12 protein-coding genes and 1 pseudogene are annotated in these 14,788 nt (G+C 60.8%); 7 read left to right on the forward strand and 6 right to left on the reverse strand.

The window, feature by feature from the left end; genetic code table 11:
- The first annotated feature begins 361 nt into the window (after positions 1 to 361).
- Positions 362 to 1,093, forward strand: a complete 732-nt coding sequence (locus tag BLL42_RS23250; RefSeq protein WP_408004036.1) for a PA4824 family protein — start codon at positions 362 to 364, stop codon at positions 1,091 to 1,093.
- A gap of 133 nt (positions 1,094 to 1,226) precedes the next feature.
- Here the strand turns inward: BLL42_RS23250 and BLL42_RS23255 are convergent, their stop codons facing one another.
- Positions 1,227 to 2,378: an MFS transporter gene (locus BLL42_RS23255; RefSeq protein ID WP_071554551.1), complete on the reverse strand. Its 1,152-nt coding sequence runs from the start codon at positions 2,376 to 2,378 to the stop codon at positions 1,227 to 1,229.
- 151 nt (positions 2,379 to 2,529) lie between these two features.
- Between BLL42_RS23255 and BLL42_RS23260 the strand changes: the two genes are divergently transcribed.
- Positions 2,530 to 3,522, forward strand: coding sequence for a diaminopimelate epimerase (locus BLL42_RS23260; protein ID WP_071554555.1), 993 nt, complete (start codon positions 2,530 to 2,532; stop codon positions 3,520 to 3,522).
- Between the two features lie 23 nt (positions 3,523 to 3,545).
- Here the strand turns inward: BLL42_RS23260 and codA are convergent, their stop codons facing one another.
- The 3 genes from codA to BLL42_RS23275 form a co-directional block, all read right to left on the reverse strand.
- Complete coding sequence (codA, locus tag BLL42_RS23265) at positions 3,546 to 4,784, reverse strand: cytosine deaminase (protein ID WP_071554557.1); 1,239 nt, start codon at positions 4,782 to 4,784, stop codon at positions 3,546 to 3,548.
- Positions 4,785 to 4,879: 95 nt separating this feature from the next.
- Positions 4,880 to 5,236, reverse strand: a complete 357-nt coding sequence (queD, locus tag BLL42_RS23270; protein ID WP_071554559.1) for a 6-carboxytetrahydropterin synthase QueD — start codon at positions 5,234 to 5,236, stop codon at positions 4,880 to 4,882.
- Between the two features lie 94 nt (positions 5,237 to 5,330).
- Positions 5,331 to 6,410: a hypothetical protein gene (locus tag BLL42_RS23275; protein ID WP_071554561.1), complete on the reverse strand. Its 1,080-nt coding sequence runs from the start codon at positions 6,408 to 6,410 to the stop codon at positions 5,331 to 5,333.
- A 272-nt stretch (positions 6,411 to 6,682) separates the two neighbouring features.
- On the opposite strand from BLL42_RS23275, the gene BLL42_RS23280 reads away from it, so the two are divergent.
- Genes BLL42_RS23280 through BLL42_RS23290 form a run of 3 tightly spaced genes read left to right on the forward strand, consistent with a single transcriptional unit; the run spans position 6,683 to position 8,975 of the window.
- On the forward strand, positions 6,683 to 6,997 hold the full coding sequence (locus BLL42_RS23280) for a PepSY domain-containing protein (RefSeq protein ID WP_071554563.1): 315 nt from the start codon (positions 6,683 to 6,685) through the stop codon (positions 6,995 to 6,997).
- On the forward strand, positions 6,997 to 7,665 hold the full coding sequence (locus tag BLL42_RS23285) for a response regulator transcription factor (RefSeq protein ID WP_071554565.1): 669 nt from the start codon (positions 6,997 to 6,999) through the stop codon (positions 7,663 to 7,665). Before BLL42_RS23280 ends, BLL42_RS23285 begins: the two co-directional genes overlap by 1 nt.
- Positions 7,662 to 8,975, forward strand: a complete 1,314-nt coding sequence (locus BLL42_RS23290; protein ID WP_071554567.1) for a sensor histidine kinase — start codon at positions 7,662 to 7,664, stop codon at positions 8,973 to 8,975. Before BLL42_RS23285 ends, BLL42_RS23290 begins: the two co-directional genes overlap by 4 nt.
- A 114-nt stretch (positions 8,976 to 9,089) precedes the next feature.
- Here the strand turns inward: BLL42_RS23290 and BLL42_RS31140 are convergent, their stop codons facing one another.
- Together BLL42_RS31140 and BLL42_RS31145 are read right to left on the reverse strand one after the other, a co-directional pair.
- On the reverse strand, positions 9,090 to 9,845 hold the full coding sequence (locus BLL42_RS31140) for a methyl-accepting chemotaxis protein (protein ID WP_408004037.1): 756 nt from the start codon (positions 9,843 to 9,845) through the stop codon (positions 9,090 to 9,092).
- A gap of 102 nt (positions 9,846 to 9,947) precedes the next feature.
- Positions 9,948 to 11,378, reverse strand: a pseudogene (locus tag BLL42_RS31145) (cache domain-containing protein); the annotation flags it as partial.
- Between the two features lie 208 nt (positions 11,379 to 11,586).
- Here BLL42_RS31145 and BLL42_RS23300 point away from each other — a divergent pair.
- Positions 11,587 to 12,903, forward strand: a complete 1,317-nt coding sequence (locus tag BLL42_RS23300; protein ID WP_167368576.1) for a Na+/H+ antiporter family protein — start codon at positions 11,587 to 11,589, stop codon at positions 12,901 to 12,903.
- Between the two features lie 181 nt (positions 12,904 to 13,084).
- Entirely contained in the window at positions 13,085 to 14,767 is a 1,683-nt protein-coding gene (gene ctpM, locus BLL42_RS31265) for a methyl-accepting chemotaxis protein CtpM (RefSeq protein WP_071554573.1), read from the forward strand.
- The last annotated feature ends 21 nt before the right edge of the window (positions 14,768 to 14,788 follow it).

A 14,788-nucleotide genomic window follows, 5' to 3' on the forward strand; every position in this document is an offset into this window, starting at 1 on the left:
ATGGCAGGTTTGGTTGCCCGTGGTTAAAATTTACGGATGAAATAAAGTTGTCACAAATCGAAGTGAATATTGCCTGGTTAAGTTGGGCGGTAGTCCCTAGTTGTTGCTGTTAATGAAAGATCAGGAGCGTCGAAGATGACCGAAGAACCTAGTTGTAACTCGCAATATTCGAGCACTGCCTCAGTGTTGAACACATTAACCTTAGCCGTCGCAAACCCTCCTCGTTATAAGTATGAGGCGCGTTTCCGTGAACACGTATTCAAGGTCGATCATGCCAAATTACACACCTTGCCGCACCGCCCACTCGAAAATCACTGCGCAGGCCGTTGAGGCCGATTCATTCACTGCTTTTTTTCATGAAATGTCTCCCCACAAACGCGGGGTCATGCGGCAGAACCTTCTGTTTGTCGGTGTGGCCGTTGGCGTCTCCCTCCTGCTGACGCTGTCTTCCAAAGTCCATGCCGCCGGCGGCCCCTATGTGGTCGACGATGGTGGCATCAACGCCCCCGGCGAATGCAACGTCGACGTCTGGTACAAAAGCCAGCGACACCAACAGTCGAACCATGAGACGGAGCTGTCCCAGGATTGCACGTTCAAGGCGCTGCCCTGGGTGCAGTTCGGCGCTGCGGTCTCCCACGGCCATGACGACGGCGACCGGGAGACTCAAGTCAGTCCGAAGATCAAGGCGCAGGTGTTCAGCGATGACGATCTGGGGCTGGAAGTGGCCCTTGCCGCAGGCGCGCAATTTGCCCTCAATCGCCGCCACTCCTTCGATGGCGCCGATCTGACCCTGCCCATGACGTATCAGCCTATCGAGTCGTTGCGCCTGAACGTCAGCACTGGCTGGGCCCACGAATACGACGACGGCAGACAACGCAACAGCTGGACCTGGGGCACAGGCGTTGAATACGCGTTGGCCGAATCCCTGACCCTGATTGCCGAACGCTTCGGCCAACAGGGTGGCGATCAGGGCTGGCAGGCCGGACCTCGTCTGCATCTGGGCAAGCGGATCGATGTCGATGTGGTGGTTGGACGTCACCTGAACAATGACCGCGAACAGTGGCTTGCCACCGGTGCCACGTTGCGTTTTTAAACGCCCCGGTTTCGCCTACCTACGTCGGTGTAAAGCCCAAGATCAAAAGATCGCAGCCTGCGGCAGCTCCTACGTTGGGACAGTAAACACCCTGTAGGAGTTGCCGCAGGCTGCGATCTTTTGCTTCGGCGACTCAAACCTTCAACGCCTTGCCACTGACCGCCACAGCCAGCAGCAACACAGCGATCAATCCAAAGGCAAAACTCAAGCTGCTGCCGTGGGCGATAAAACCAATCACCGCAGGCCCCGCCAGAATCCCCGCATACCCCAATGTCGTGATGGCGGGCACGGCGATGTTTTCCGGCATGACGTTCTGCTTGCCGACGGCGGTGTATAGCACCGGCACGATGTTCGAACACCCAACCCCGACCAGCGCGTAACCGATCAGCGCAGCTTCCCAGGCCGGTGCCAACGTTGCCAGCAACAAACCGGCAGCCGCGGTCAAACCGCCAAACACAATCACGCGCGTGGCCCCAAGCTTATGCACGATGGCATCGCCTGTCAGTCGCCCGACCGTCATGGTCAAGGCAAACGCGGCATAGCCGAGTCCGGCATACGCAGTGTCGAGATGACGCTCTGAGGTCAGGAACACCGCACTCCAGTCCAGCACCGCGCCTTCGGCAAGGAACACGATAAAACACAGGCTGCCGATAAACAGCACCACGCCATGGGGAATGGCAAACGCCGGCCCTGAGCTTGCGCTGCCGTAGGGCAACAGATGGGGCGCTGCCTTGAGCAACGACACCAGCAGAAACACGATCACCACCCACGTCGCGCCCAACGGCGAAATACCCAGGCCGAGCAGGGCACTGACACCCGCCGCGCCGACGATCCCGCCGAGGCTGAACAACCCGTGAAAGCCCGACATCATGGTCTTGCCGCTGGCTCGCTCGACGATCACCGCTTGCAGGTTCACCGTCGAATCCACCGTGCCCAACCCGGCACCGAACAGAAACAGTGCGGCCATCAGCAGCGGGATCGACGACACCGTCGCCAGCAGCGGCAGTGCCAGGCAGATCAGCAGCGTGCCGCCACTGAGCACCCGCCGACAGCCGAAGCGCGAAGCCAGCGCACAGGCCATGGGCATCGCCAGAATCGATCCGACTCCCAGACACAGCAACAGTAAGCCGAGCGTGCCGTCATCGAGCCCGGCCCGGGCTTTGGCGTAAGGCACCAGCGGCGCCCATGCGGCGATGCCGAACCCGGCGATAAAGAAGGCGATGCGCGTCGACATCTGTTCAAGGCGCCCGGGGCGGACGGAGACGGGAGGGATGATGGCGGTCATGAAAATCCTTGGTACTTCGGGGGAGGCTATGAGCAGGGCCACATCCTTGCACATCAGTGACCGTCAGACGACCTTGAGGTTCTGTGGGTGTGATTCGAGTCGCCAGCGCTTACAGTAGCGTCGTGTTCCAGACCTTACTCAGGACCTGTCCATGACGTTGCGTTTCGATGCTCGCGGCAATATCTACGCGGTTGTCAGCCCACACGATCTGCGCCAGCGCGGGATCGATCTGCCGGAGGACGCCAGCCAGTCGGCGCAAAACCGTTCCTACTGGGCGCTGTCTGCGGTGGAAGCCCTGTGCAGTTGGGCCCCCGGCACCCAACCGGCCGGTGCCAAGGAACACCGTTCGGATGGCTTGCTGGTCGGCCCGTTTCAGGCTGCGCCACCGTTTGACCTGTTGATCGTCAATACCGACGGGACGTTGGCCGAGCGCAGTGGCAACGGCCTGACGATTTTTGCCCAGGCGCTGACCGAGCAGGGTTTGATGCCGGCGCAGGGGCATTGCCTGCTCAAGGTTCACCATGACAAAGGCGATGCGGTGTCGCCGGTCGAGACCTCGGTAGAGTCCGCTGAAGTGGAGGGTGTGCAAGGTTTCTGGCTGGACCTCGGCAAACCGGCTTTCGGGCCGGAGGCGGTGGGGGCTCAGGCGGTCAAGACGCAGACGTTGAATCAACGTGAGTTGAGCCATGTGCCGCCGCTCGCACGGCTGAATCCGCGTTGGGCTCACAGTCAGTTCGTGCGGATCGGCAATCCCCATTGTGTGACGCTGGTGGCGGATGCCGATGCGTTGCCGAGCAATGAGCAGATGCGCGAGCCCGGGTTGTCGGCCGACCTGACGCGCATCGCCTTCGCCCCACCGAGCGGGGTTGGCGAGCCCTGTGCCGCGGGCGTCAATCTGCAATGGGCGATGCTGGAATCCGAGCATCGCATTGCTGCTCGGGTCTTCGAGCGTGGGGAAGGGCCGACCGCCTCTTCTGGCACCAGTGCCAGCGCGGTGGCCTGTGCGGCGTGGAGTGTCGGTTGGGTGACGGCGGGGGCCGTGGCGGTGGTCATGCCCGGCGGCACGGCGCCAGTGTGGCTCGAAGAGCAGGACGGTGAACTGAGCCGCGTCAGTTTGTTTGGGACGGCGCGGTTGATGTCCTGATTCTGCGGTGCCGGTCAGCCCGGTCAGCCGAAAAGCTCGACCACCGGCATCTGCCGCTTCATCAACACTTTCCCGGCGCGAATCGAATACAGCGGCAAGCCCTGGCTGCGGATCACCTCGTAATCGCTGTCCGCCGACAGAATCAGCACATTCGCCGGACGTCCCGGCTCCAGTCCATAGCGATCACCCAGGGCCATGGCCTTGGCGCTGTTGTCGGTCACCAGATCCAGTGCGGTTTGCAGGTTGCGGTAACCGAGCATGTGGCAGATGTGCAGGCCGGCTTCGAGCACCCGCAGGATGTTGCCGTTGCCCAGTGGATACCACGGGTCGACGATCGAGTCCTGACCGAAACACACGTTCATTCCGGCTTCCAGCAACTCGTTGACCCGGGTGACGCCACGGCGTTTGGGGAACGTGTCGAAGCGCCCTTGCAGGTGAATGCTCTCGGTCGGGCAGGAAACAAAACTGATCCCCGAGTGCCCGAGCAGGCGAAAGAGCTTGGCGCAGTAGGCGTTGTCGTAAGAGCCCATGGCCGTGGTGTGGCTGGCGGTTACCCGCGAACCCATGTCGCGGCTGCGGGCCTCTTCGGCGAGCACTTCAAGAAAGCGTGAATGCGGGTCGTCGGTTTCGTCGCAATGCACATCCACCAGGCAGCCGGTGCGCTCGGCCAGGTCCATCAGGAACTTCACCGAACTGACACCTTGATCGCGGGTGTACTCGAAATGCGGAATGCCGCCGACCACATCGGCGCCCAGCAGAATGGCTTCCTCCATCAAATCGCGGCCGTTGCGATAGGACTCGATGCCTTCCTGAGGGAAGGCGACGATTTGCAGGTCGATCAGGTGTCGGCTCTCTTCGCGCACTTCAAGCATCGCCTTGAGCGCCGTCAGCGCAGGGTCGGTAACGTCGACGTGAGTGCGCACATGCTGGATGCCGTGGGCGGCGAGGGTGTTGATGGTCTTTTTGGCGCGGGTTTTGGTGTCGTTCGCCGTGATGGTCGCCTTGCGCTCGCCCCAGCACTCGATGCCTTCGAACAGCGTGCCGCTCATGTTCCAGCGCGGTTCACCGGCAGTCAGGGTGGCATCGAGGTGGATGTGTGGCTCGACGAAGGGCGGCACCACCAGATTGCCGCCCGCGTCGAGGTCTTCGGGGCCGAGGGTCGGGGCTTCGGTTTGACGGGCAATACTGGCGATCAGGCCGTTTTCCAGGTGCAACTCATGCAGGCCTTCACGGTTGCGTAGGCGGGCGTTGATGATGTGCATGAGGTCAGGTCCTTTCTCGATCGATAGCGTCAGTGAATGCCTGAATCATAGGCATAAAAAACCACCGGTCTCGGTGGTTTTTTTGATCCCCAGGCTTATTCGCCGTGGTAGATGCAGCCGCTGGTGCAGGTTTCGTGGATGCGAATCGCGCTGAGTTCCGGCAGCAATGGCTTCAACTCGTTCCAGATCCACTTGGCCAGGACTTCGCTGGTCGGATTCTCCAAACCAGGAATGTCATTCAAATAGTTATGATCCAGACGCTCGTAGAGCGGCTTGAAGATCGCCTTGATTTCCGAGAAGTCGCGGATCCAACCGGTGTGTGGATCGAGGTCGCCGCTCAGGTGAATCGCCACTTTGAACGAGTGACCGTGCAGGCGGCCACACTTGTGACCTTCCGGGACGTGAGGCAGGAGGTGGGCGGATTCGAAGGTGAATTCTTTGAAAATTTCCACAGTGGTTTGAGCTCTGTCAGGTGGCTATCGCGCGCGGCGATGGGGCAGGTCGAGAGTTTAACAGCTTGGGTTCAGGGATGCGGTAAAACACTGACTAAAGGGTCAACAGTTGCTCGCCCAAACGACCGCTGGCGCTGAGTTCGAGGAACTCGTCGCCGAGTCGCTGGCTCTCGTCCATGGCGGTTTTCCAGTACTTCTGGCGACCGGCCGGATCACCCATGAAGCGCTTGAAGTCGTTCCGGTCGGGCAGTTTGCCGTAGGGCAGGCGCGACAGGTAAGCCTTCGACGGTGCCACCAACAACACATTCTGCAAGCGCCCTGGATTACCGTGTCGCCATGGCAGGGTTTTGTCGAACCAGCCGGGAATCACCCGATCGGTGAAGTGCGGGTAGAGCACGATGTCATCGCCGCTGTACGGTAAGTCGAGGTGGTAATCCAGCAAGCCGCCATCGCGATAAGTCCCCGCGCCCGCACCGGGCAAGTCACGTACCCCTTCCATGACCATCGGGATCGAACCCGACGCGAGCAAGGCCTGACGCAAGTTGCCGGCGTTGAGCGGGACGAAGCGCGACGGGAAGTCGTTCAGCGTGTTGAGCGGTGGCGCCAGGCGTGGGTCATGCACGATCAGCCGCTCGAAATGCCGCGACAACCGTGAGCGCCCGCGCAGGTTGTCGGCGATCACCGATGACAAGCCCAGCCCGAGCCGCCCGCGATGGTCGTCGGCGAGCAGGCCGTGGCTTTTCACAACCATGATGTTCAGCCGATAGAGCGGGTTGTCCAGCAGCACCGCATCGCGGCCGTCGAGCAAGTCATGCAGCATGTGCTGCGAGCTCTGGCTGATTTGCGCCATGGTCACGCCCTTGGCAAAACGCTGGGCGTTGTACAGCTCACCGAGACGTCTGATGCCTTCGGCTGCGTCTGGCAAACAGGCACTGGCGAAGCGCCACGAACCGACCGAGGCGCCGATCAGCGAGCGCTCGCGCGGTGCGGCCGGTAGCCACTGCCCGAACAGCGCCAGGTCCAGACCTTGAATCCCCAGGGCCTTCGGTCCACCGGCGGCGCCGGGCAGCGTGCCGACATCCAGGGCGCTCAAGCCGCTTTCGCGAATCCGCGCAAAGGCCCGCGGACCGGCCTTGAGGGTCAGGGCGGGGAATTTGATGTGGATGGCGGTCATACCGGTCTCTGTGCGGGCGAGCGGGTGATTATAAGGAGTACTCGGCGTAGGAGCTGCCGAAGGCTGCGATCTTTTCTGTCAATGTCACTTGAGTCTTGAGTGAAAGATCAAAAGATCGCAGCCTGCGGCAGCTCCTACGGGTGTGTGTACACAGAAATGAAGTGTAAACGCATCAATGATGGCAATTCAGTTTCAGTTAAGTTGATGAGGTTAGGGTGACTCCCCGGGTAACTCATGAAGAATACGCAGGCACTCCATGCTCAGGATAGGTAATGAAGATTAATTTGCGCGCGTATGGGCTGACGACCCTGACGCTTCTGGCATTTTGCTCGGTGGTGGTGGCCCGCGACCTGGGCCCGGACGAAGCCCTGCGCCTGCGTCAGCAAGGGGTGATTCTACCGCTCGAGCAGCTGTTGCAGCAGGCGATGGACCGTCACCCCGGCGCTAAATTGCTCGAGGCCGGGCTTGAAAAAAAACACGACGTCTACCTCTACAACGTCGAGCTGCTGACCGCCGACGGCGTGGTACGTGAACTGGACCTGGAAGCCGCCACGGGGCGCTTGATCAAAGATAAGGTCGATGACTGATGCGCCTGCTGCTGGTGGAAGACCATGTACCGCTGGCCGACGAATTGATGGCCGGGCTCGATCGCCAGGGCTACGCCGTCGACTGGTTGGCCGATGGCCGCGATGCGCTGTATCAGGGCTGCTCTGAACCCTACGACCTGATCATTCTCGATCTGGGGCTGCCAGGGTTGCCGGGGCTTGAGGTGCTCGGCCAATGGCGTGCCGCTGGCTTGGCCACGCCGGTGCTGGTGCTGACCGCGCGCGACTCCTGGGCCGAACGCATTGAAGGGCTCAAGGCGGGCGCCGACGACTACCTGAGCAAACCGTTTCACCCGGAAGAACTGCACCTGCGGATTCAAGCGTTGTTGCGGCGCTCCCACGGCCAGGCCAATCAACCGACGCTCAAGGCTGCCGGGTTGCAGTTGGACGAGGGCCGTCAATGCGTGATTCACGACGGCACCGACATTCAGCTGACCGCTGCCGAGTTCCGCCTGTTGCGCTATTTCATGCTGCACCCGGAGCAGATCCTTTCCAAAAGCCACCTGGCCGAACACCTCTACGACGGTGAAACCGAACGTGACTCGAATGTGCTGGAAGTTCATGTCAATCACCTGCGCCGCAAACTCGGCCGCAGCGTGATCGAAACCCGTCGCGGTCAGGGTTACCGGTTCGGTGGGCAAACCCGGTGAGGTCGATTCAACGGCGTTTGAGCCTGGGGCTGATCAGCGTCATGGTGGTGGTGGGTCTGGTGCTGGCGCAAACCAGTTTGTGGTTGTTCGAAGTGGGCTTGCAGCGTTACCTGGAAGCCGGATTGCGCAATGACAGTGAAAACCTGCTGATGGCGTTGGTGCGTGGTCCGCAGGGTTTGCAACTGGACGAACGACGTCTGTCACCGGCTTACCAGCGACCGTTCTCCGGGCATTATTTCCATATCGACTTCGCCGACAATCACTGGCGTTCACGTTCGCTGTGGGATCAGGAATTACCGCTGCTTGAACATCCCGGGTTGCACAGCAACCTGCAATTGGGCCCGGAAGGCCAGCAATTGCTGGTTCTGCGCGCAGACTATCGACGGTTGGGGCAGTCAATCGCTATCAGCGTGGCGCAGGACTACACCCCGGTGCGCGACAGCTTCCAGCGCATGCGTCAGGTCGGGCTCGGGTTGGGGCTGACGGGTTTGCTGCTGATTCTGGTGTTGCAGCGTGTCACCGTGCGGCGCGCCTTGCGACCGCTGGAAAGCGCTCGCGAGCAGATCGCTCAACTGCAACAAGGGAAACGTTCGCAGCTGGACGATCACGTGCCGCTGGAGCTGGAACCCCTGGTGGCGCAGATCAACCATTTGCTCGCGCACACCGAAGACAGCCTCAAGCGCTCGCGCAATGCCCTGGGTAACCTCGGTCATGCGCTGAAGACGCCACTGGCGGTGCTGTTGAGTCTGGCGTCGTGCGAAAAACTCGACGCCCATCCAGAGTTGCGCAAGCTCCTTCGGGAGCAACTCGAACAGGTTCAGCAGCGACTCAATCGCGAATTGAATCGAGCGCGCCTGGCGGGCGATGCCTTGCCGGGTGCGCAGTTCGATTGCGCTGCCGAGCTGCCGGGGTTGCTGTCGACCTTGAACATGATCCACGGCGAGCACCTGCATTTGAGCTACACGGCACCGGCCGGCTTGCACTTGCCTTGGGATCGTGAGGATCTGCTGGAGCTGCTCGGCAACCTGCTGGACAACGCCTGCAAGTGGGCGGATGCCGAGGTTCGCCTGAGCATCGTCGAGACGGCTGAAGGGTTTGTGCTGGCGGTAGAAGACGATGGGCCGGGCATTCCCGAAGCGCAGCGTGATCAGGTATTCAGCCGCGGTGCGCGCCTGGATGAGCAGACTGACGGGCATGGCCTGGGGTTGGGCATCGTGCGCGATATCGTCGAGGCATGGGGTGGGGAGTTGGTGTTGCAGGAGAGCGAGTGGGGTGGGTTGAAGGTGGTGGTGGAGCTGCCTCGCCGCTGAAAGATCGCAGCCTGCGGCAGCGCCTACAGGCATGTGCAAATTCTGTAGGAGCTGCCGCAGGCTGCGATCTTGAGGCTCTTAAGGTGGCGAGCCTGCTACGCCACCTTCCTGACATCAAACCCGGAACTGATCCATCAAACTCTGCTGTTGATTCGCCAGACTGTTAAGCGACTGGCTGACCCGTGCCGATTCATTGGCCTGCCCCGACAGCGATTCCGTCACGTCACGAATGGTCGCCACGTTGCTATTGATCTCCTCGGCCACTGCGCTCTGCTCTTCGGCGGCGCTGGCGATTTGCAGGTTCATGTCGGTAATCACCGTCACCGCGTCGCCGATCTGCCGCAGCGCGGTGACCGCCTGGCTGACTTGCTCGACGCTGCCCTGGGCCTGGCGATGACTGTTGTTCATCGAACCCACCACGTCTTGCGTGCCACTTTGCAGTTGCTCGATCACCTGCCGGGTTTCTTCCACCGACTCTTGCGTGCGGCGCGCCAGGTTGCGCACTTCATCGGCCACCACCGCAAAACCACGGCCGGCCTCACCGGCGCGGGCCGCTTCGATGGCGGCGTTCAGTGCCAGCAAGTTAGTCTGTTCGGCAATGGCGCGAATCACTTCCAGCACCGAACCGATCTTCTCGCTGTTGGCGGCCAGGCCTTCGACCTGGGTCATCGCCGTGCTCATGTCTGCCGCGAGGCTGTCGATGCTGGCGGTGGTGCGGTCGATCACGGTCAGACCCTGACGAGTCGCCTGATCGGCATCGCGTGCCGCTTGAGCTGCTTGGGCGGCGCTGCGGGCGACATCCTGGGCGGTGGCGCTCATTTCGTGGGACGCGGTGGCCACCTGATCGACCTGACGGTATTGCTGCTCCATCCCGGCGCTGGTCTGGGTGGCGATGGCTGACGATTGATCCGCCGTGCTGCGCGCGTCCTGCACCGAGCGTTTCACTTGCGCAATGATCGGTTGCAGCTTGTCGAGGAAGCGGTTGAACCAGCCGGCCAACTGCCCGAGCTCGTCTTGCTTGTCGTAGTCCAGACGGCGGGTCAGGTCGCCTTCGCCGCTGGCGATGTCTTCCAGCATGCGCGCCACGCCGAGAATCGGCCTGGTCACACTGCGCGCCATCAGCCACACCAGTAGCAAACCGATGACCGCGGCCAGCACACCGAGGCTCAGCTCGATCAGGGTGCCGGCGGTGTTGCGTTCGTCGAGTTGCTTTTTCAGGGTTTCGGCGGGGCCGACCAGGACTTTCTCCGGCACATCGAGCAATACGCCCCACGATTTTCCGCCGGGGATAGGCTGGAACGGCGACAGTACTTTGAGCATCTGGTTGTTGTGCAGACTCTGGGTCTGAGTGCTGGCGGCGAGCATGCGGATCAGCTCGGCACCGCTGTCCTTGTCCACGCTGTCCAGGCGCTGGCTGAGTTTGCTGGCGTCCGGGCTGTAACCGGCGAGCAGGCCGACCGGGCTGAGGATGCTGACGTTGGTCTGGCCGTCATAGAGCTTTTTGCTCGCTTGCTGGCTGACCGCTTGCAGGCTGTTGAGATTGATGTCGACCGACAGCGACGCGATGACTTTACCGTCGACCATCAACGGGAAGACGATGCTGGTCATCAGCACATTCTGGCCGTCAATCACATAGAAATAGGGTTCGATCACGCACGGCTTGAGCGTGGTGCGCGGGCAGGTGAACCAGGCGTTGGCGGGTTCGCCGCTAGGACCGGTGCTGGTGTCGGCCATGTCGCTTTCCGGCAGCGCCATCGAGTTCAGCTTGCCGGCGGTCGGTTGCGACCAGTACAGGGCGAAACGGCCCTTGTCGTTGCTGCCGATTTCTTTCTGGCCGGCAAACAGTTCGTCCTTGCCGTCCAGGGCATTGGCTTCAAACACCAGCGACAGGCCGAGCAATTGCGGGTTGGCTTGCAGCGCCGACTTGACCTGACGGGTCAGGTCTTCGCGCAGGTCGAAGGCGTCGAGGAAACGCTTCTCGGCCTGTTCACGCAAAAACAACACCTGGCGTGAGAAGCCGTGACCATATTGATAGGCGTCCATGAACTGCTGGCGAATCCCCAGTGCCTGAACTTCACCCTGCGCCTCGATGCGTGCTTGAGCCGCTTCGTTGAGCATTTCCATGCTCGAGGCTTTTACCAGCTCCGAACTGTGCTCCATGCGGTACAGCGAAAGACCTACCAGCAAGGTTACGATACCGGCCAGGCATAGCCCGGCGAGCAGGGTGATTTTCCATTGAATGGAAAGTTGTCTGAGCGACATCGGGACGTCCTTATTCGATTTATATCTGAGACTTTGCACTGTAGCGGCCGCGTTTCTCCTTTCTTTATGCATCAGCCGAATTATCGCTCTCCCCGCGTAGGAGCTGCCGCAGGCTGCGATCTTTTGATCTTCCAGCGCCATCAATCACGGCAAAAATCAAAAGATCGCAGCCTGCGGCAGCTCCTACGGAGAATCTGTGTTGGTTTTGACAAGCCAGGCCTGCTGCTGCACAGTGCGTGCCCTCTAATAAAACCCACTCTTCAATCCGTCGTCGGCTCATGCAGCTGGCTGGACGGACTCATCCTGTTTGCGCCGGGTTTAGCCGTCGCCGTGTTTTGAGGTAACGATGATTAATGCAGTAATTGCCGCGGTCGGCATCATGCTGGTGCTCAGCCTGTCCCGCGTGCATGTGGTGATCGCGCTGATCGTCGGCGCGCTGGTGGGCGGTTTGACCGGCGGCCTGGGCATTGATGCAACGCTCAAAGCCTTCAACAGTGGCCTGGGCGGCGGTGCGACCGTGGCCTTGTCCTACGCCTTGCTCGGCGCTTTCGCTGTGGCCATTGCCAAGTCCGGCCTGGCCCACGCTTTGGCGGACAAAGCTTTGCTGCTGGTCGACCGGCAGGACGCCGCGGGCGGTGGCCAGGTCAAATGGCTGCTGATCGGTTTACTCTGGGTGGTGGCCATTGCTTCGCAGAACGTCCTGCCGATCCACATTGCCTTCATTCCGCTGCTGGTGCCGCCGCTTCTCTATGTACTGACCAAGCTGCAACTGGATCGCCGACTGATTGCCTGTGTCATGACCTTCGGCCTGATCACGCCGTACATGTTTTTGCCGGTGGGCTTCGGCAACATCTTCCTGAATGAAATTCTCCTGGCCAACGTCAGTAGAAGCGGGGTGGACATCAGTGGCGTCAACGTCACTCATGCCATGGGGATTCCTGCCTTGGGCATGGTCTTCGGGTTGTTGATGGCGTTCATCAGCTACCGCAAGAAGCGCGTGTATGACCTGGAGAAAATCGAGCGGGTCGAGCAGGTCGCGGTGCAGTACAACCCGCTGACCTTGATGGTGGCGGGGCTGGCGATTGCCGCTGCGTTCATCATTCAGTTGCTGCTCGACTCGATGATTATCGGCGCACTGGCCGGGTTTCTGATCTTCTCGGTGTCGGGCGTGGTGCGCTGGCGCGAGACGGATGACCTGTTCACCGAAGGCATGAAGATGATGGCGATGATCGGTTTCATCATGATCGCCGCCTCGGGTTTCGCCGAGGTCATGAAGGCCACCGGCGAAGTAAAAACCCTGGTTGAGGCCTCGGCTTCGTGGATCGGTCACAGCAAAGGTGTCGGTGTATTACTGATGTTGCTGGTCGGCCTGCTGGTGACCATGGGCATCGGTTCATCATTTTCCACGGTGCCGATTCTCGCGGCGATCTTCGTGCCGCTGTGCGTGCAACTGGGTTTCAGCCCGTTGGCGATTATCTGCATCGTCGGGACTGCCGGCGCCTTGGGCGATGCCGGTTCGCCAGCGTCTGATTCGACCCTGGGCCCGACTTCCGGTCTGAATATCGACGGCCAGCATCACCATATCTGGGACACCGTGGTCCCGACGTTCCTGCATTACAACCTGCCGCTGCTGGCGTTTGGCTGGGTGGCGGCGATGATCCTCTGACAAGTCGCAGACTCCCGCGGGGAGATGAATATCCCGTAGGAGCTGCCGCAGGCTGCGATCTTTTGATTTTCAGCGATCTTGACAGCGCTAAAAGATCGCAGCCTGCGGCAGCTCCTACAGTTTTGCGCAGGCCAGCCGCTAATGCTTTAACCACGCCAATAAAATCCAGAGTGAACAACACATGCGCCTGAGCCTTAAAGCCAAAGTCTTGTCCCTCTCCGTCCTCCCGGTTTTGCTCTTTGCGTTGGTGATCAGTCTGACCACTGCATTCATTTTGCAAGAGCAGGCCCGTAAAGAAGTCGAAGAAACCCGTCAGCGTTTGATGAGCGATGCCAAGGCCACGCTGCAAAGTTACGTTGCGGTGGCGATGACGGCGATCAAACCGCTGTATGACGCAGCAGCGCCTGGCGATGATGCGGCTCGCGCGCAAGTGGTCAAATTGCTGTCGAGCATCAGCTACGGCAAGGACGGTTACTTCTACGGTTACGACTCCAACACCGTGCGCCTGTTCAAGGCCAACAGCGCGGAAGGCGTCGGCCAGAGCTTCAAGGACAACCGCGATCCGAACGGTGTGTACGTCAACCGTGACCTGGTGAACGTCGCCAAGGACGGTACGCATTACCTGCAATACAGCTCGCCATTACCTGGCGACAGCAAAGTCCTGGTGCCCAAACTGGGTTACACCGAATACCTGCCTAAATGGGACATGGTCATCGGTACCTCGGTGAATCTCGATGGTGTCGATGCCCAGGTCGCAGTGGTCCAGGCCGAGGTTCGCGATCGCATGGAAGGGGTGCTGCTGAGCATCGTCGGCATCGCGGCGGTGGTGCTGCTGGTGATCGCGGCGGTCGGTCTGTTTGTGGCCAACACCCTTTTGCGTCCGCTGCACCTGATGAAGGCCAATCTGGACGACATCGCCGCAGGCGAGGGTGATCTGACGCGTCGGCTGGCAATCACCAGCCAGGACGAACTGGGCGAGCTGGCCGGCTCGTTCAACCGTTTTGTCGACAAGATTCACAGCCTGGTGCGGCAGATTACCGAGATGACGTCGCAGCTGACCGGGTTGGTCAATCAGGTCTCCGATCAGGCCCAGCGTTCGGATCAGGCCATGGAACGCCAACGTCACGAGACGGATCAGGTGGCCACGGCGATCAACGAGATGTCGGCGGCAGCGCAGGAAGTGGCGAAAAGCGCTCAAGGCGCTGCGGTTGCGGCCCAGCAAACCGACGAAGAAGGTCAAGCGGCCAAGCGCGTGGTGGCCGGGAGCATTTCGCAGATCCATGCACTGGTGAAAGATATTCGCAGCAGCGGGGTTTCTCTCGACAGTTTGCAGCAGGACGTGTCGTCGATTGTCAGCGTGCTTGGGGTGATCCGTTCGATTGCCGATCAGACCAACCTGCTGGCGCTTAATGCCGCCATCGAAGCCGCTCGCGCCGGTGAGGCCGGGCGTGGCTTTGCGGTGGTCGCCGATGAGGTGCGTGCACTGGCCAGTCGCACTCAGCAAAGCACTCAGGAGATCCAGGGCATGATCGACCGCTTGCAAGCCGGTACACAATCGGCGGTCGACGCCATGCGCCGCTCCAGCGAGGCGGGTGACGGCACCTCGGCACAGGCCAATCAGGCGGGCGCTTCGCTGGACGCCATGGCCCAGTTGATCGGCACTATCAATTCGATGAACGCACAGATCGCCAGTGCCGCCGAAGAGCAAACCGCCGTGGCCGAAGAGATCAACCGCAGCGTGCATCAGATCGCTGCGGCAGTGGACAGCGTCGCCGACGAAACCCAGCTCGGCGCGCAAACCTCCCGCAGCCTGGCGGATTTGGGCCAGCGGTTGGGCAAATTGGTAGGGCAGTTCAGGATCTGATCGGCAGACGAAATCCGTAGG

Source organism: Pseudomonas frederiksbergensis, from assembly GCF_001874645.1.
GTDB classification, from domain to species: Bacteria; Pseudomonadota; Gammaproteobacteria; order Pseudomonadales; family Pseudomonadaceae; genus Aquipseudomonas; species Aquipseudomonas frederiksbergensis_B.